This is a genomic window from Phormidium yuhuli AB48, from assembly GCF_023983615.1.
GTDB classification, from domain to species: domain Bacteria; phylum Cyanobacteriota; class Cyanobacteriia; order Cyanobacteriales; family Geitlerinemataceae; genus Sodalinema; species Sodalinema yuhuli.
Genome location: NZ_CP098611.1, coordinates 1751199 through 1769270, shown reverse-complemented (window position 1 = coordinate 1769270; position 18072 = coordinate 1751199). Strand labels below are relative to the sequence as shown.

Genomic DNA, 18072 nt, shown 5'->3' with positions numbered 1-18072 from the left:
GTTCAGCTTGGGGGGATTGAGAAGCCTTGACCTGAGATGACAGGGAAGCTCAACAGAATAGCGGCAGACTGGAAAATATGACAATATATAAAGGGTTAGCCCCTTGAGTTCGCTAACCGGGTGTGAATCTGCCACACTATAAATCAGGACTCGATCAAACGACCACTAGCGTGTTTGTCAAGACCGAGAGACGCCCCCAACCCCCATGTCCAATACCGTTCCCGATCCCGGAGATATCCTCCATCAAATCGCGTGGAGTATTCGTAACTCCCAAGAACTGCCGGAAATCCTAAGTCGTAGTGTTGAAGGAATTCAAGAGTTTTTAAAAATTGATCGTGTCAAACTCTATCAGTTTGAGAGAGATGGTAGTGGGGTCGTGGTGGCGGAAGCTCGCCAGGGCGATCGCCTACCCCCGTTAGCGGGCTTACATTTTCCGGCGGAGGATATTCCCCCTACGGCACGCCAAACCTTTGCCCGGATTCGCCAATGGATGATCCCGGATATTAGCAAAGCTCGTAAAACTCTGTTTCCCCTAGACCCAAAGCTTCCCCCTTACCAAGAAACTGTTAGTGATTGTCACCGAGATTATCTCAAGGCGATGGGGGTTCAGGCGACTTTAACACTACCGGTTTTTGAACGGAATGGCCTCTGGGGGTTGGTGAGCATTCATCACAGCCAGCCGCGCCATTTTTCAGACTATGAGCGGCAAATCTTACAATTGGCCATTGACCAGATTGCCATTGCCATCACCCAGTCCCAGCTTTTAGCGAAAGCCCGGGAAAGCCAACAGCATGAGCAGGCCCTAGAACGGGTGACGCAACTCCTCGACGATCGCCAGTCCTGGAGTTCCATCCAACAGCAGGTGCTGGAGGAAGCGGTATCAGCCCTAAATGCTAGTGGGGGGCGTTTGTATGTCTGCTCCCAGCCAGAGATTGAAGGCGTTGATGTGGCAGCGGTGGGTGATGGAGTCGGGTTGACCGAGTTGGAAGAGCATCCTCAATGGCAGGCGGGGTTTCTGGGTTATAACCCCTTGAGTTTGGATAGTTCGCCCCACCCAGAACCCATTAGCCTGAATGCCCAGGCTTGGACGGAGAATCCAGCCTTAGAGTTTTTGGCCCAGCGGCTCACGCCCACTCCAGTGCGATCGCTGTTGGTGATCCCCCTACAATATCATCGCCAATGCGTGGGTTATTTGACCTTATTCCGTCGCGGCTACAATAAATCAGTCTGGTGGGCAGGCAAATTGAATCCCGATCAACGACAGCGAAGACCTCGGGCCTCATTTGAAGCTTGGCGAGAGTCCCATCGCGGTCAAACTCATCCCTGGACTGAATCCCAACGGAAACTGGCTCATCAACTGGGAATTCATCTCTATATTGCTGTGGTGCAACATCGCGTCAGTGCAATGTTGCACTATCAGGTATCCCATGATCCCTTAACTCAGTTACCTAACCGTTTACTCTTTGACGAGCAGTTATCCTTAGCCTTGGTGGAAGCCCAGCAACAACAAGCCTTTATGGCAGTGGGGTTCCTAGATATTGACCGCTTTAAGGCCGTCAACGACTCCTTTGGCCATCATGTGGGCGATCGCCTGCTCAAAACAATAACCCAGCGGGTTTTAAGCTGTTTACAAGAAGGAGATTGCCTGGCTCGTTGGGGAGGAGATGAATTAGTCTTCCTATTGGGGCCGCAAAGCTGTCGTCGTGGGGTCATGGCCCTGGCCAAGGATATGCTCGCTCAGTTACGACAACCCTTTGAATGTGAAGGACGAGAGTTTTCCATTAGTGCCAGCCTGGGCCTGGCCCTAGCCCCACAACATGGACGAGATAATACCAGTCTACTGAGATATGCAGAAACAGCCCTCGATTGGGCTAAACAACAGGGACGCAACACCATCAGCCTCTACAATCCCGAGATGCTTAACAGTCGGGCGGATATCCTGGCCCTGGAGTTAGATCTCGAACAAGCCATTCTCAATCAAGAGTTCTGTTTACACTATCAACCGCAAATTGATTTAGGCAGCGGCAAAATCGTGGCCGTTGAAGCCTTGATTCGTTGGCAGCATCCTGAACGAGGCCAGGTTGCCCCAGATCGCTTTATCCCCATTGCTGAAGAAACGGGGGCGATTAATGCCATTGGCCAGTGGGTTCTACGAACAGCCTGTCAACAACATCGCGATTGGGTCAAGATGGGATTCAAGCCCCTGAAAATGGCGGTCAATCTCTCGGCCCGTCAGTTTCAACAGCCCAATTTGTTAGATACGATTGTCGAAATTCTAGAAGAAACCCAGATGAAGGCCAGCTATCTGGAGCTGGAAATCACTGAAACCACAGCGGTTAAGGATGTGGAGTTGAGCATTTCTGTGTTGCAGCAGTTGCGGGAGATGGGGGTGCAAATTGCGATGGATGACTTTGGCACGGGATATTCCTGTTTGAGTTTTATTAAACAGTTTCCCCTCGACACCCTGAAAATTGATCGCTCCTTTGTGCGGGATTTAACCCAAGACTCTAGTGATGCGGCGATCGCCAAAACCATTGTGGCTCTCGGACAAGGTCTGAATCTGATTGTCTTAGCTGAAGGGGTGGAAACTAGCGAACAGGCAGAATTTCTCAAATCAATTCACTGTGATTTAGCCCAGGGCTATTTGTTTAGCCGTCCAGTTCCGGGCACAGAGATTCCTGACTTGTTACGGCAATGGGCTGTGTTTCAGGGCATTGAAAAGGTGGCCGTTCTCAGTCCCCGTCGCCCCCGTCATACCAGTCAAGCGAGCTTGCCAGAAACCGCTGAACGCCGCGCCTTTCTCCAGCGGCGTATTCGTGATTTAGAACAGGCAAATGTGGGATTGCGTCGCGATCGCGATGAACTTCAGCAACGTTTAGACCGCCTCAATCATCATCTGCGTTGGGAAGAGCATCTGACGAGCCTCAGCCGGGCCCTATTGGGGAAACAGCCTCTGGTGGCCGTGTTTCAGCAAGCCGTGGTGGGAATTCGTCGTCAGTTGGGCCTGTTGAGTGTGGTGGCCTATCGTTATGACATCTATGGCAATACAATTCCCATTGCCGAAGATGGGGGAAATCCTCATCATCGGCCGGCAGCCGCCCCGGATTTGTACTCACTGGTGTCGAAGCCCTCGCCGGATGTCTTAGCCTTATGTAATCTGGATTATGTGCATTTAAGTGTGGATGATGCGGTGGTTTTGGCGGAACAGCGGGTCAAGGCCTGTGTGCTGGTGCCGATTTATCAGCAAGGCAGAATTTGGGGGGCGATCGTTCTGCATCAGGCAGCGGCGGCTCGTAATTGGCAGCCGAGGGAACTTGCCTGGTTGGAGAAAATTGCTAATCTATTGTTGTTGATGGAGTTACCCTATGATGCCCCGAGGGAGCAGCCCTGTGGTCACGATTCCCTTACTGGGTTAGCAGATTGGGCCAACTTCAAATGCCGCCTTACCTATGAATGGGGACGCTTGCTGAATACCCAATTGCCTCTGACGGTGATTTTGGCGGATGTGGATGGGTTTAAGGACTATTGCCGACGTCATGGCCAGGAAACAGGCGATCGCGCTCTAAAAACCTTGGCACAGGCTTGGCGAGAGAGTCTCACTCGTCGGGGAGCCTCTCTGGTGCGTTGGCAAACGGATCAATTTTGGGTGCTGTTGCCCCATTTGGATACCAGCCAAGGGCGGGCGATCGCAGAACGACTCCGTCAACACGCTCAGCGGTTTATTACAACGCAATTGACACCCACCTCCTTAACCGTCAGTTTTGGGGTGGCCAGTGACCGACCCAATCCCAATGTAGATGCCACCTCTCTACTGGAAACCGCTCAACTTGCAGTCCGGGCGGCTAAGGCCTCTGGGGGAAACCAGGTGGTGATTGCCCCGGATGTTCATCTGGATTCAGCCAATCAAGATTGGTCCCTCCTCCCGGATTTTCCCAGCGGCGATGCTCATGACTAAAAAGTGCTCCATCATGACAATGGCTGGTCTCTACGGGTATTTACGGGAACCGGAGTGACCGGGGTCATTCTCAACCCCCTGGATTTTCCCTAAAATGAAGGTTAACGTGCTAGATAGGGGTTGGGCGATCGCACCGAACGTCCTAAGCTTAACCTCAACCCCGATCCCTACCCCCATTGTTGCCCCAACTTGTAATGAGTAGCCCTGATCGTCCCTCCAAAGGCAATATTCTAATTGTCGACGATACCCCCGCAAATCTTGAATTACTCAACACGATTCTAACTCGTGCTGGGTATGAAGTCTGTGTAGCGGTTGATGGTACCACGGGATTGGAGGGGGCCCGGTATGGGAAGCCAGATTTAGTCTTACTCGATATCATGATGCCGGGGATGAACGGCTATGATGTCTGTCGCTTCCTGAAGCAAGATCAAAATACCTGTGATATTCCGGTTATTTTCATCAGTGCCTTGGATGATGCCCTCGATAAGGTCAAAGCCTTTACTGTGGGGGGAACGGACTATATTTCTAAGCCATTTCAGTTTAAGGAAGTCCTGGCCCGAGTTCAAAATCAGTTAATGATTCGGGATCTACAGCAGCGACTGCGGGAGCAAAATCAACGGCTTCAGAAGGAGATTGGCGATCGCGTCCTCATTGAGGCGCAGGTGCGTCAGTTGAATGAGAAGCTCGAAGAACGAGTCCAACAACGGACGGCGGAATTAGAAGCCACGAACTCCCAACTGCAAACGGAAATCCGCCAGCGTAAGCAGGTGCAGGAACAGTTGATGTATATGGCCCTTCACGATTCTTTGACTGGCCTGCCCAATCGGGTTTTGTTGATGGAAAAGTTAGAAGCGGCGTTGGAAGAGACCCGAGAGAATGAGGCTTATCGCTTTGCCGTGTTGTTTATCGACTGCGATCGCTTTAAGGTAGTTAATGACTCTCTGGGACATTTGACGGGCGATCGCCTCCTCAGCCTCATTTCCGAGCGTCTAGAACTATGTTTACGCCCAGTAGATACTCTATTTCGTCTCGGGGGTGATGAGTTTACCATTCTCCTCAATCCCATTGAGGGAATCGAGAATGCCATTGAAACGGCGGAAACCATTCAACGACAACTGACGGCCCCATTTCATGTGGATGGCCATGAAGTATTTATCGGGGCCAGTATTGGCATTGTGTTAGGAACCTCTCAATATACCCAACCCGAACACCTATTGCGTGATGCCGATGCCGCGATGTATTGTGCCAAGGATTTAGGTAAGGGCCGCTATCGGGTCTTTGACTCAGGGATGCACGATCGCGCCGTTAATTTTCTCCAATTGGAAACGAATCTGCGACGGGCCTTAGAACGGGGCGAATTTAAGGTCAATTACCAGCCCATTGTGGATTTACAAGAGGGAGGAATTGTTGGCTTTGAGGCTCTCTTACGTTGGCATCACCCAGAACGAGGACACATTTCTCCAGCAGAGTTTATTCCCGCTGCGGAAGAAACTGGCTTAATTGTTCCGATTGGTGAATGGGTATTACGCCAGTCTTGTAGTCATTTGAGAAACTGGCAATGTCAATATGATCATGCAAAAAACCTAACCGTTTCTGTTAATATTTCAGTCAAGCAGTTTGCACAAATAGACTTATTAAATCGAATTGATGATATTTTAAAAGATTCAGGATTAAACGGAAAATTCTTAAAACTAGAAATTACAGAAAGCACTATTGTCGGTAATTACGAAGTTGCCAAGTCTATTTTAGAGCAATTAAAAAACAGAAATATTCAACTTAGTATCGATGACTTTGGTACAGGCTACTCATCTCTCAGTCATTTACACCGATTGCCCGTGGATATCCTAAAAATTGACCGGTCTTTTGTCGATCCAATTGATGAAGATAATGACGAGCGCGAAATCGTCCAAGCCATCGTCACCCTAGCTCATAGCCTAAATATGAACGTCATTGCAGAAGGGGTAGAAACGGCGGTTCATGTCGAACAACTACGGAACTTAGGCTGTGAGTACGGTCAGGGCTATTATTTCTCCAAACCTCTGACCGCTGAAGCGGCCACGGACTTACTCGCACGAAAACATCATTGGTAAGATGTGGGAAGAGTGGAGAAACCTTCCTGAAAATTAGACTTCAATTTGAGATAAACTATAACCCATAGCCACCCATGGCAGTCACTAAGGATGTATAACAGGACGATGACGAAACAGATTACAATTCTAGGAACCGGTGCTTGGGGTACGGCATTGGGTAAACTGGCCGAGTATGGCGATAATCAGGTGCAGTTTTGGTCTCGCCGGGGTGAGGTCAGTCTGGAGGAGGCGATCGCCCATGCAGATGTTCTCCTATCAGCAATTTCCATGAAAGGGGTAGGAGAAACAGCCCGCAAAGTCCAGGAAATTGGTTTACCCCCTCAAACCATCATTGTCACCGCTACCAAGGGCTTAGAACCGTCAACAACCCGCACCCCGTCACAAATTTGGCAGGAAGCCTTCCCCAATCATCCAGTCGTTGTGCTGTCGGGGCCAAACCTCTCCAAGGAGATTGACAAAGAACTTCCCGCCGCCACCATCGCTGCCAGTCGAGATATGAAGGCAGCAGAGACGATTCAGGAAGCCTATTCCTCAGATATTTTTCGAGTTTATACCAATACTGATCCCATTGGAACAGAACTTGGAGGAACCCTAAAAAATGTGATGGCGATCGCCTCTGGGGTATGTGATGGTTTAGACCTAGGAATTAATGCAAAATCCGCCCTATTGACCCGAGCCTTGATTGAAATTGTGCGCGTGGGAACCAGTCTAGGGGCGGAGGTGGAAACGTTCTGGGGATTAGCAGGATTAGGGGACTTGTTAGCCACCTGTAACAGTAGTCTCAGCCGCAATTATCGGGTAGGGTTTGGCTTGTCGCAACATAAAACCTTAGAACAGGTTTTAGAGGAAATCCAGAGTACTGCTGAGGGGGTGAATACGACAAATGTTTTGATTGATTTGGCACAGCGACAGGGAATTGAAGTGCCAATTTCCTATCAAGTCTATCGCTTACTCAATAACCAAATCACCCCAGAAGAAGCCGTAGCGGCGTTGATGGAACGAGACCTTAAACCCGAGGTCATTACACCAGAGGAAAATTAAGGGTTAAGAGGCTCTGTTGGTCTCGGCGATCGCCAGAATAGATAACATCGTTGCTGAGTGATTTGACCGGTGACGATGTTGTCTGAGTTGGGGCCGTCTAAATCAGGCCCAGATGCTAAGTGCTAGCTCGTCAATTGGCAAATTTTGCGCTATCATCAGGTTCTTTAGGGTTAATTCCTTGACCCATATTTTGGGGAGTTGAAGTCAATATGAACCTGTTTGTACCCCGTTTAGCCTTGGGAGTCAGTCTGTTAGTTGGGGCTTGTACCCCCGCCTTAGTTCACACGGAGAGTCCGGCCCAATCCATGCAGTTGAGCCAGAACTCTCCCGAGGCCATGAACCCAGAAACCTTCTTGGATTGGGGTCGCCAACGTACTCAGATTGGAGATTGGCAGGGGGCGATCGCCAATTTCCAGGCGGCCGCAGACGGATTTGCGGGACAGGGGGATGAGACCCGCCAGGCCATGGCTGAGGCGATCGTACGGTATTTAGATTGGTGGCTCGGTTGGTCCGACCGACAACGGGAGTCCGCAGAAGTGGAAATGATGCCTGATTGGCTCTCGTTTGGCCGCTGTGTGGAGGATCAAACCGGTCACGTCTGTGGCTATTCCTTGCAGTTTGTGCAAAGTGACAAGGATGAGATTGAAGGAGTCCTCCTGTTACAAAATCACATATATGATGTCCCCATGGCGACGGGGGGGTCCTATGGCGTGTTTGGTATTCTGGCGGCGGAAGCGGTGAGTCCTCCCCTACAAGGGGGAGAATCCTGGATTCCCTTCTGTGAACGGTTAGATGGAGAGGATTCAGCCATGATGGCGATTGTGCAGACTCATGGTTATGAGGATGCAGACGAGTATCCTGAGATTCGCGAAGTTTGGTGGGTCAATTTAGAAGAGGAATCCTTGGAGTTTCAGAAGTCTCCTAGTCATATCCGTTGCTGGAATCCGTGTCCGGGAGGGTGTTAACGCCACGGCTCACTCAGTTAAGACTCCTGGCTTGCCCCCATTTTGACCCTATTGAGAGACTCAATGGCCTCCAATAGGGTCTCCACTCGTTGTTCAAAACTATGATGTTGGCGAATCCAATCCGCTAACTGGACTCGCTGCGAGGCGGTCTCGTCCCGGCGACGCAGACAGTCTTGGACTAGAGGGCCTAACCCAGAAGAGTCATCATAACAGGCGATCGCCTCCCCAAAGACGGCCTCTAATCCCTTAACTCGATCCGAAACAATCATGGCCCCACAAGCCGCCGCATCAAATAAACGATTCGAGAGGAATCCCCCCTCAGCCATCGTTAGCCAATGGTCATTTAAGACCACCCCCGCCGCCGTATAATACCGTCGTAACTCATCATTGGGGATGTAAGTGCCCCAATGATACCCCGGCGGTAAAAAAGACTCCCAACGGCGTCCATAAACCGCAACCTCTAAGCCAGCGGCGATCGCATCCCGGACAATGGGACGGTACACCTGGCGAGAATTTCCCACAAACAACACCTGCGGGGCCGCCTCCCCCAGACTCGGGTCAGGATAAAATCGGGATGTATCCGTACATTGCAACAAGGGTTTGACCGGAACGTTAACCTGATGTTGAATCTGTTCTGCATAGATATGTGAGGCCACAAAAACCTGGTCATACCCCTCATAATCCTCCAGGGTCATCGTCTCAGGATGGCTAATCAGCCAGAGAAAATTTAGATGATGAGGTTGGGGGCGATAGTGGCTTAAGCCTTGTAAGACAATCACCACATCATCCCCAAAACTCGGGGAATCATACCACTCCGTTAAAATATCAATGCGAACCGAATGCCCCAACCGCTCAAAGGCTCGTTTTAAGCCCATCGCAAAATGATAATCTCCCCATTCTTGGCATTCATCCCGATTAGGAACTCCAATCTTCAAACTAATTCGATACCGCTGCGTCATCGTTTCCCGCAGCAGAGAAAAAACGGTTTTGGCTCGCTGAGCATAGGTTTCTTGTTGTAAAACCTGCTGCTGTAATTGCTTGACCCGTTCTTGCCGTAAGTCCTCATGATTCAAATACTCTTGCAAGACCCTTTCCAAGGACTCAGGAGAGTCAAATGTAGGCAGTAATCCCCCAAACACTTCATGATTACCGAGCTTGCCATTTGTGATGACCAATGCACCCGCTGCTAGGGCATCAAACACCCTAGAATTGACTGAGCCCCATTGTTTTGTTGCCGTATTAGCATCATCAATGACAATTTTAGTGGAGCGATAAACGTAGGGAAGCTGGTCATAATGAACTGCTCCTCGATAATAGGGAGATAACTCTGGCATATCCTGCCAATGATGACCATATAAAGCAAATGTAAATGGCAAATGCTCCGGTCGTAAACAGCTCATAATGTCCCGAGGAACTGTCCAAAAATTGCCTGTAAAACAATAATCTGATTGGAATGCCTCCTGAGCAGGTAAATCCTTGGAAAATCGTTGTGGGTTGGTAGCAATTGGCAGCCGCATCACGAGTTTCGAGAGATTATCTTCAAGATAATCAACTCCTATCTGAGAGGAAGACCAAACACAGTCATAATCTGCGATTGATGCTGTGTCAGTCCAGGCATCAAACCAATTGCGAATCCAGGCTACTTTAATGAGGCGAGGCTTAGCATTTTTAAGCTTTCTTAAATCATAATCCTGCCGCATTACAATTAGGACATCAAGCTGATGCAGATCATACCAGGACTCTCCCTGGGTCTTTGCCAAATAAAATACCTGCCAACCGTACTGCTTTGCCAGTTCTTCTCCTAACTCTAAGGCTGTAAAGTAATCTCCAGCGGCTGTTGCCAAATCAACATCAGTCACGGCAAACCCAATTCGCAGGGGTTGCCCTGTCCAATAGGACTCTTGACTAAAAAAATCTGCTAAATGACGGCGGCGTAAGTAATAGCCAAATTTCTGGTCTAAATGCTGCCAATTTTGACTGATTTTGGCTAGAAAAGAGCTGGAACATTTTGAGTCAAAGCGAGAAACTCCTCGATTATGTTGAGCGGCTAAATGATTAGCACAAACAATAGATTTATGGAGGTTTTTTTGATATCGCAAACAGAGGTCAATATCTTCATAGCCATAGAAGTAGCCTTCATCAAAGCCCCCTACGTCTAAAAATTCCTGACGACGACAGAGTAGCATGGCTCCAGTGACCGCAGGAACTCGCCAAGGTTGATGTGTGACCTCAGTCCAAGCGGGATTTTCTCGAACTTCAAAGGGAGAAAAACTGGTAAAGGGATTATAGAAATCAAACTGAACCCCAAGATGTTGAATCGGAGGAGGTAGAGAACTGGAGTGATCGGTTAGATCAAGAAGTTTGAGACCCACAACCCCTAGGCTGTCATCCTCCATCATTTGGGCTAAGGGGCTGAGAATGTCTTGACAGAAGCTAATATCATTGTTAACAAACAAGACTAAATCGGCGTCAGTCTGTTTAGCGGCAAAGTTATTGGAGGCAGAGAAACTGTAGTTTTGCCCTCGGGGAATCAGGGTGATGGGTAAGCGGTCTTGCCATTGATAACAGAGAACTAGACTGTCATCGCTTGAGCCATGATCGACGACGATGAGTTCCAGGTTGTTATAGCTATTGTGGGCTTGTAGAGATAAAAATAAGTTCTGTAGAAGACCGGCCCCGTTGCGATTGAGGATAATTAGGGCAATTCGGGGCTGGCGGTGGGGAGATTGAGGAATGGGGTAGAGGGGGGGCGTCTGGGGTCGATCGCCGGTGGCGGGACGAGGCGGTTGTTGTCCTTGGGGGCCGAGTTTGAGCCAAATGGGGGACTGGTTGAGATCCTGCTGACTACCATGGGGGGTCACCCGGATGGGAACCGGCTCCGAGGTATTGATAGAGGGGGGAATTTTCAGTTCTAGACCGTGGAAGCCTCGACTGTTGAAAAAGCGAGCGATGTCAGGCCGCTGAGTTCGAGCCGGGTAGGTTCCCAGATGGGTTTGGCCAATATAAACATCGACCCACAGGGGTCGATCTGGGGTCTGGGTATGGACAATCCAACCATAGATGAAATCTGGGGTGACCAGTTGCAGTTCCCCGGTAATCTCCCCTGGATTGAGAACTTGAGGTTGGGGGGGAGGGGTTGGGGTTACCTTATTTTTTTTTTGAGCAGGCCTTCGAGTTTCGCTTTGATATCGGGGCGATCGCCGTCGATTTGTAAAGCCATCTGATAGAACGTCATGGCCCCACTGAGTTGATCCTCATGGGCCAGTTGGTCGGCCAGTTGCACGTAAAGGTCAATATCATTGGATTTTAGGTCTAAGGCTCGGTGATAATTATCCAAGTCTTGGGGATGCTCCGCGATCGCCCGCCGATACCAGGTGACGGCTTGCTCCATATCCGCTAACACCCGTCCCCGTAAGGCATCGGCCAGTTTTTTGGCCAACCAGGGGGTCTCCGGGGCCAACTCATACACCCGTTGGAAAGCCGCCACAGCCTGATCATAGGCCTGACATTGCATCCAAGCTTGTCCCAGTTCCAGATAGCCCCAGTGAAAGCTCGGATTGAGGGGCATCGCAGCCTCCAACACCTCAGCGGCGGTTTGCCATTGTTCCAAGGCCAGACGTGATTTCCCTAAAAAATAGTGAGACCAGAAAAATTGCGGATCTAAGGATACCGCCTGTTGTAGATGGTCAGCAGCGGCTTGCCATTGTTCTAAGGCGACGTGGCAGCGTCCTGCATAATAGTGAGCTTTGGCAACTTGGGGATGTAGGGCGATCGCCCGCTCGGCCGCCTCTAAACCCGGTTCCCAGTCCTCAACCTGACAGAGGAGTTCCGCCAGGCCTAATTGGAGTTCAACGTTATCTGGGACAAATTCCAAGGCCCGGCGATAGACGCTGATGGCCTCGGCGGTTAACCCCTGTTCTTTGAGCCGTTGAGCAAAGCGATATTGAGCTAACACTTGGGCTGGGGCAACTTCGGCCAGATGATGATATTGGGCGATCGCCTCGGGCCAGGCTTCTAAATTAGCCAAAATACGGGCATACCCCAGTTGAGAAATCACCCGTTGGGGGTCTTTTTGCAAAATAATTTCATAGGTCTCCCGGGCCGTTTGCCACTCTTGACGATAGGCCAACACTTCCGCTAGGTTATGCCAGGCATCGAGTAACTTAGCATCCCGGGCGATCGCTCGACGATAACAGGTTTCAGCCATTGGCCACTGACCCAGCTTCACCCAGCGGTTGCCCAGAATTAGGTGTTCTTTCGCCTCAAGCCAGTCTGGCTCAATCTCTAGGGCCTGATGCCAACAGTCTAAGGCTTCCCGTTCGTTCCCCAGCTTTTCCCAGACTTTGGCTAAGTTCCGATGAGCCGCCGCCAGTCGCGGTTGCAGCTGTAGACTCCTGCGAAAACATTCAATAGCCCTGGCCCAATCCTGTTGTTGGGCGTAGAGACTGCCGAGATTGGCATAGACTTCGGCAAAATTAGAATCGAGCCGTAACGCTTCTCGATAACTCCCTTGAGCTTCCCTAAACTGGCCCAAAGCTTGAAAGGCATTACCGAGGAGTTTATAGAGATGGGCATCTTTTTGTTGGTCTAGGGCCTGTTGACAGGTTTCAATGCAAGCGGGCCATTGACGATGATCACTCTGTTCTTGGGCCTGTTGTTTTAACTGCTCAAAGCTAAGGGACTCTGGGGTGGCCTGAGGCTCTGAGGCAGATTCTGGAGAGGCGGAGGATTCGGCCGTAGAGAGGGGGCTACTATCGGTGGACTCGGACGTGGGATAGGTTAACGCTTGTTCGTAGGCGGCGATCGCATCCACCCAACACCCTTGTTGTTCTAAGTCCCGAGCCAGGACTAACCAACCCTCGCGAGTTTCAGGACAGGAGGGTGAGCTCTCTGGGTCGTCTGGGCAATTCTCCCGAGACTCAAACGTCCCATCCAACTCATCCAACTCATCCAACTCATCCAACTCAACCCTCAAAGGAGTCTCTTCAGAGGTCTCCTCGGAGGAAGCGTCCGGCGGGGAGTTTACCTCCTCTGACTCCTCTAAGGTCATTGACAACGGGGAGGGGACGGCTAAGTCATCGACTAAAATCTCCGCTTCAGGACAATCTCGGACTTCCCCAGGGGAATCTTCATCAACGTTAGACTCTTCGGCCAGGGGCAACAGGTCGGGAAGATCTGGGAATTCCCCCATTTGGGGATCATCTTCATCGATCCCAGCTCCCGTCAACTGAGCTAACAGTGTTTCTGGGGCAAGCTGAGCTAGTTGACTCCGGTTCGACTCCTGATTGCAATAGACTGTCCAGAGTAGCTCTTGTAACTCTTGCCATCTCCGTTCCCGAAACCCATCAATTTCTTGAATCTCCGCCAGTTGCACTTCAACAGATTGGCTCAGAGCATTAATCTCATCATTAGGAGTCGATGTTTGCTCCCGTAGTCGTTGTTCGAGATCCCCAAGGAGTCGATCCGCCTGTTCCGTCCGCGATTCCAAATCAGTTTCCAACTCTTCCAGACTCTGGAGTTCCTGACGCACTTCATCGGTTAGATAACGAACCACCCGCCGACGCAACACAGCAAAAACCGTCATCGCCGCCGCCGGAGACAGGGCCAAACTTAGTAATAAGACCTGATAGAAGCGAACATACTGCGTAAATAGGGAACTAGAGTCTGAAACCAAAGCAAGGGTAAGTTGGTGTTCGGGTTGTGCGATCGCCACTTCGGACTCAATCTCGGACTGCAATTCCGGTTGAGCCTCACTAGGGGGTGGGGGAATGGTATCGGGGGGCATTAAGGCTAACTCAGCGGTGTCCGCTTCGGGAATCAAGAGAGCTGTCAGGGCTAACAGGGCGGGAGAAGTGCTCATGAGCCGTAATCCGTCGTCTACAGAAGTGCTAGTTGCATCTTACGGATGGGGTCAACTCAATCCGGATTGTTCCCAATCCCCCTGAAAGGAAGAAGACAGGATCCGGATGGTGAACTGAATGGTTTGAATTGATGAGTGGGCCAATCAGGGATAGGTCTGACGACTCCTAAAGGGCGGTGATACCGGTAATGTACGACTCACCGTTCTACGGCTCCTTCGCACTTAATTCTATGTTTTACCGATATTTATGCTTAAAGACGGAAACTTTTTTCAAGCAAAATCATCTTGTATTTTATAAGATTTCCTCCCAATAACATGATTGGAATCTTATGCTGTTCTTTGTTGAGACTCGATTTCCGATTCTTTATTCAGCAATCGTCCAATAGTTTATGTAGCCAGAGGAGTGAAGCCTTAGTATGTCTCTAGTCGAAAATCCTACAATTCCAAGTAGCTCTGAACCCAACGAAAACGGAGGATTGAATATTATCGGTCAATCCGATGAAAGTAATCGCCTCAATGGAAGTGATGGCGATGATCTTCTCTTAGGCTCCGACCCTGCTCTTGGTGCTGATGCGGGTATGGCTGATACCCTCTATGGCGGTGAAGGGAATGATACCATTGCTGGTTTTGGAGGTGATGATAGCCTGGTGGGGGGGGCGGGAAATAACCTAATCTTTGGTGGACAAGGGAATGATACTGTTGTCGGCGGATCAGGAGATGATACCCTCTATGGCGGTCAAGGGAACGACTATATCATCGGTGGAAATGGGAATAATGTTCTCTCGGGTGACAGTGGTGATGATACGATTATTGGCGGAGAGGGGGATGACTTAATCTTCGGGGGACAGGGAAATGATTATCTCATCGGAGGTGGCGGCAACAATACCCTGTATGGTGGGCAAGGGAATGATACGGTTATTGGCGGTGAAGGGAATGATTTGTTATTCGGAAATATGGGGGATGATTACCTCTTTGCCGGGGGCGGGGATAATACTTTAGTGGGGGGTGAGGGTAATAATACTGTCATTGGCGGAGAGGGCGATGACTTAATGTTTGGTAATCAGGGGAATGACTATCTCATGGCAGGTGGAGGCAGTAATAGCCTCTATGGCGGACGGGGTGATGATACCCTCATCGGTGGCGATGGTGATGATATTCTCTCTGGGGATATGGGTGATGACTATCTCTTTGCCGGTGGAGGGAATAATACCCTCCTCGGTGGAGAGGGCAACAATACCCTTATTGGTGGCGATGGTAATGATATCCTTGCCGGCCATTCCGGGAATGACTATCTCATGGCGGGTGGGGGCAGTAATAGCCTCTATGGCGGTCAAGGGGATGATACCCTCATCGGCGGTGATGGGGATGATATGCTCTCGGGCGATCGCGGGAACAACCTCCTCACCGGGGGAATTGGCAATGACACCTTCCTCTTCAGTAGTCATGGCAATCTATCTATTACCCCAGATCAGATTGGCAATGACACCATTACTGACTTTATGTCTGGCCGCGACAAAATTGCCCTCGATCGCAATGTTTACACCGCCTTGGGTGACAGTTTAGGGGCCACAGACTTCCTCGTGACTGATTTCGTGGATGGCTCTAGTGATGCCCGACTCATTTATGAACAGTCAACGGGGCAATTGTTCTACAACCCCACGAATGCGGTTGGGGATGAGGTGACTATTGCTCGCCTGGAAAACTTACCTGATTTGACCATCAATGACTTCGAGTTATTGTAACCCCTCCCCCTCGCAACCGTTGTCAGACTCGGAGTTTGCAGAGGCGAAGCGGGCCTACCAGCGGGCCATTGATGCTAATCGCCAGCAGCCAGAACCCTATGCCTATCTGGGGCAACTCTACGACCAACACCAAGACTATGGCCAGGCGGTTCGCTATTATGAAGCGGCTCTCCAGCTACGTCCCCAATGGCAAGCGGTTCGCTATAACCTTGCCCGGGCCTATCTGCATCAGGGAGCAGATGCCAACGCCTATCATCACTATCGTCTGGCCCTGGAGCAAAATCCCCAGGATGTTAAGGCCTACAATGACCTGGGAACCCTCTATGAACGGTGGGGACAACTCCAGACGGCTGCGTCTTATTATCGAGAGGCGATCGCCCGACAACCCCATCGCCCCCAAGCCAAACGCAATTTGGCTACGGTACTCCTGAAACAGAATCGTCCGCAAGAGGCCCGAGTTCTGCTTCAGGAACTTCTGACGAACCACCCCGACAGGGCTGATCTCTATCATCTTCTCGGCGGCTGCGATCGCCTCAGCGGTCATCTAGAAGCGGCTCTAGCTCACTATTTACAAAGCCTTAACCTCAATCCCCATCAGGCCCAAGTCCATGAAGACTTGGGTAAACTCTTCGATCGCCTCAAACAACCCGCCGCCGCTCTCATCTGCTTTAAACAGGCCCAGACTCTCAATCCCCAGCAGTTAGATCTTTATGGCTCTTGTGCCAATATGGCTCTACAACTGCAACGGCCCGCTGAGGCGATTGGGTACTGGCTAGAGTTCATCCCACAACTCCCTGAGGATGCTCAAACCTGGCTAGACTACCTGAGTCAAGGCTGGATGGCCCATCCGCATAAGAAACCCCCCTCTGATTTATACGCTCAAGCTGTCCAGGCCCGGCAAGGATTTATCAAACAGCTCCTGATGGGGGCCGATGTGCCATCCTGTCAGCAGGCCCTGGCCAATCTCTACCGAAGTTGGGGGGCTGTCCGTTTAGAGTATGGGGCCGTTTTGGAAGCCCAAACCTACTATGAACTGTGTCTACAACTGCGGCCCGAGGATTCCCAGGCCAAACAGGGGTTAGGGGCCAGTCTTGTGGCTGAGCAAGAACAGGCGACACGACGAGAGAGCCGCCAGAAAGGGGGGCCGTCAGGGTATCCTCAGGGCTGGTTCCCTCAAACTCGCTCAGCATTAGCTCGGGGAGTTCGCTGTTATGAGGTGGTTCAATTCAAAGATGGGAATGGCCCTCAAGGGGATGTTCTAAGGGACCGTCCCCAACCCCCAGGCCAACAGCTTAAACCCTGTCAAGGAGTCAACTGCCAAACCTGTCTTAGCCGCCTACACGAACAATTTGCCCCGGTGGCCCTGGGAGAGAATCAGTATCACTGTCCGCCGGGGACGAAGCCTCTCTCCTTGCCGAGGGATGACTTCACCGCTGAGATTGCTCAGGGACGGACTTGGACGATGCCTCAAACCCATTGGTGGCAAGTCTGTGAGGCGATCGCCGTCATGACGGAGGATCAGCAGCTCTTGGGGGATCTCTCCCGAGAGTATCCTGGCGAACTCCCCGGATGTCACAATGCTGCCCTTAATCCGGGCCAACATCGGATTTTTAACCGAGTTCAACTTCCCCCAGTGGAAACCATTGAGGGAACTGTGGCGGTTCTGACAGGGTTGTCAGCCAATGTCTATTTTCACTGGATGCTGGATGTATTGCCCCGTCTGGAGATCTTGCGTCGCAGCGGTTTCCCCGAGGGCGAGATTGACTGGTTTTATGTCAACAGCGTCGCCAAACCCTTTCAGCGGCAAACCTTGGAACGGCTGGGGATTCCTGGCGATCGCATCCTGGAGAGCGATCGTCATCCCTATCTACACGCGACTCGCCTCGTGGTTCCCAGTTTCCCTGGCCCCATCGGTTGGCCCACGAGCGAGTCTATCGAATTTCTGCGATCGCACTTTCTCCCCAGTCAGTCCTCATCCTCCCCCACCTCGCCCAAACGACTCTATATTAGTCGCCAAACGGCTCAGTATCGTCGAGTCGTCAATGAACCCCAGCTCATACAACGGCTGCAACAACAGGGTTTTCAGGTCATTGCCTTAGAGAATTACAGTGTTACTGAACAAGCTCAATTATTTGCCAATGCTGAGGTGATTCTTGCTCCTCATGGTGCCGGATTGACCAACTTAGTCTTTTGTCAACGCAACACCCGGGTTATTGAGTTGTTTTCTCCGAATTATATTCGTTACTACTATTGGTCAATTTGTCAACATCTCCATCTGAATCATTATTATCTGGTTGGCTCTGCTCTTCCCGGTTCTGTTTTTCGCCATCTTCTGTATCCTGATGTGCTGACGGAAGATGTTTGGGTGGATGTTGATGCGGTGGAAGCGTTAATTCGGCAATAGGCGAGGAGGGGGAGG

General features: G+C 50.8%; 8 protein-coding genes. 6 read left to right on the top strand and 2 right to left on the bottom strand.

Going from position 1 to position 18072, the window contains the following annotated elements; all coding sequences use genetic code 11:
* The first annotated feature begins 205 nt into the window (after nt 1–205).
* From NEA10_RS07595 to NEA10_RS07580, 4 genes are all read left to right on the top strand, one after another.
* Entirely contained in the window at nt 206–3955 is a 3750-nt protein-coding gene (locus NEA10_RS07595; protein WP_252664723.1) for an EAL domain-containing protein, read from the top strand.
* A gap of 194 nt (nt 3956–4149) precedes the next feature.
* On the top strand, nt 4150–6045 hold the full coding sequence (locus tag NEA10_RS07590) for a two-component system response regulator (RefSeq protein WP_252664722.1): 1896 nt from the start codon (nt 4150–4152) through the stop codon (nt 6043–6045).
* Between the two features lie 105 nt (nt 6046–6150).
* Nucleotides 6151–7086 carry an NAD(P)H-dependent glycerol-3-phosphate dehydrogenase gene (locus tag NEA10_RS07585; protein WP_252664721.1) on the top strand — a complete coding sequence of 312 codons (936 nt, stop codon included), beginning with the start codon at nt 6151–6153 and terminating at the stop codon, nt 7084–7086.
* Nucleotides 7087–7295: 209 nt separating this feature from the next.
* Nucleotides 7296–8051 (top strand): hypothetical protein, encoded by a 756-nt coding sequence (locus NEA10_RS07580; RefSeq protein WP_252664720.1) that lies wholly within the window; start codon nt 7296–7298, stop codon nt 8049–8051.
* 17 nt (nt 8052–8068) lie between these two features.
* Here the strand turns inward: NEA10_RS07580 and NEA10_RS07575 are convergent, their stop codons facing one another.
* Complete coding sequence (locus tag NEA10_RS07575; RefSeq protein WP_252664719.1) at nt 8069–10912, bottom strand: glycosyltransferase family protein; 2844 nt, start codon at nt 10910–10912, stop codon at nt 8069–8071.
* A gap of 281 nt (nt 10913–11193) precedes the next feature.
* Entirely contained in the window at nt 11194–13911 is a 2718-nt protein-coding gene (locus NEA10_RS07570) for a tetratricopeptide repeat protein (protein WP_252664718.1), read from the bottom strand.
* 416 nt (nt 13912–14327) lie between these two features.
* Here NEA10_RS07570 and NEA10_RS07565 point away from each other — a divergent pair, with 416 nt between their 5' ends.
* Both NEA10_RS07565 and NEA10_RS07560 read left to right on the top strand, forming a co-directional pair.
* A complete protein-coding gene (locus tag NEA10_RS07565; RefSeq protein WP_252664717.1) occupies nt 14328–15653 on the top strand; it encodes a calcium-binding protein in 1326 nt (441 codons plus the stop codon).
* Complete coding sequence (locus NEA10_RS07560; RefSeq protein WP_252664716.1) at nt 15634–18057, top strand: glycosyltransferase 61 family protein; 2424 nt, start codon at nt 15634–15636, stop codon at nt 18055–18057. Before NEA10_RS07565 ends, NEA10_RS07560 begins: the two co-directional genes overlap by 20 nt.
* Nucleotides 18058–18072: the final 15 nt, after the last annotated feature.

Bases quoted from the DNA above. Each gene is read 5' to 3' on its own strand.
- NEA10_RS07565 (WP_252664717.1), top strand. From the start codon at position 14,328: ATGTCTCTAGTCGAAAATCCTACAATTCCAAGTAGCTCTGAACCCAAC.
- NEA10_RS07570 (WP_252664718.1), bottom strand. From the start codon at position 13,911: ATGAGCACTTCTCCCGCCCTGTTAGCCCTGACAGCTCTCTTGATTCCC.
- NEA10_RS07580 (WP_252664720.1), top strand. From the start codon at position 7,296: ATGAACCTGTTTGTACCCCGTTTAGCCTTGGGAGTCAGTCTGTTAGTT.
- NEA10_RS07560 (WP_252664716.1), top strand. From the start codon at position 15,634: ATGACTTCGAGTTATTGTAACCCCTCCCCCTCGCAACCGTTGTCAGAC.
- NEA10_RS07590 (WP_252664722.1), top strand. From the start codon at position 4,150: ATGAGTAGCCCTGATCGTCCCTCCAAAGGCAATATTCTAATTGTCGAC.
- NEA10_RS07585 (WP_252664721.1), top strand. From the start codon at position 6,151: ATGACGAAACAGATTACAATTCTAGGAACCGGTGCTTGGGGTACGGCA.
- NEA10_RS07595 (WP_252664723.1), top strand. From the start codon at position 206: ATGTCCAATACCGTTCCCGATCCCGGAGATATCCTCCATCAAATCGCG.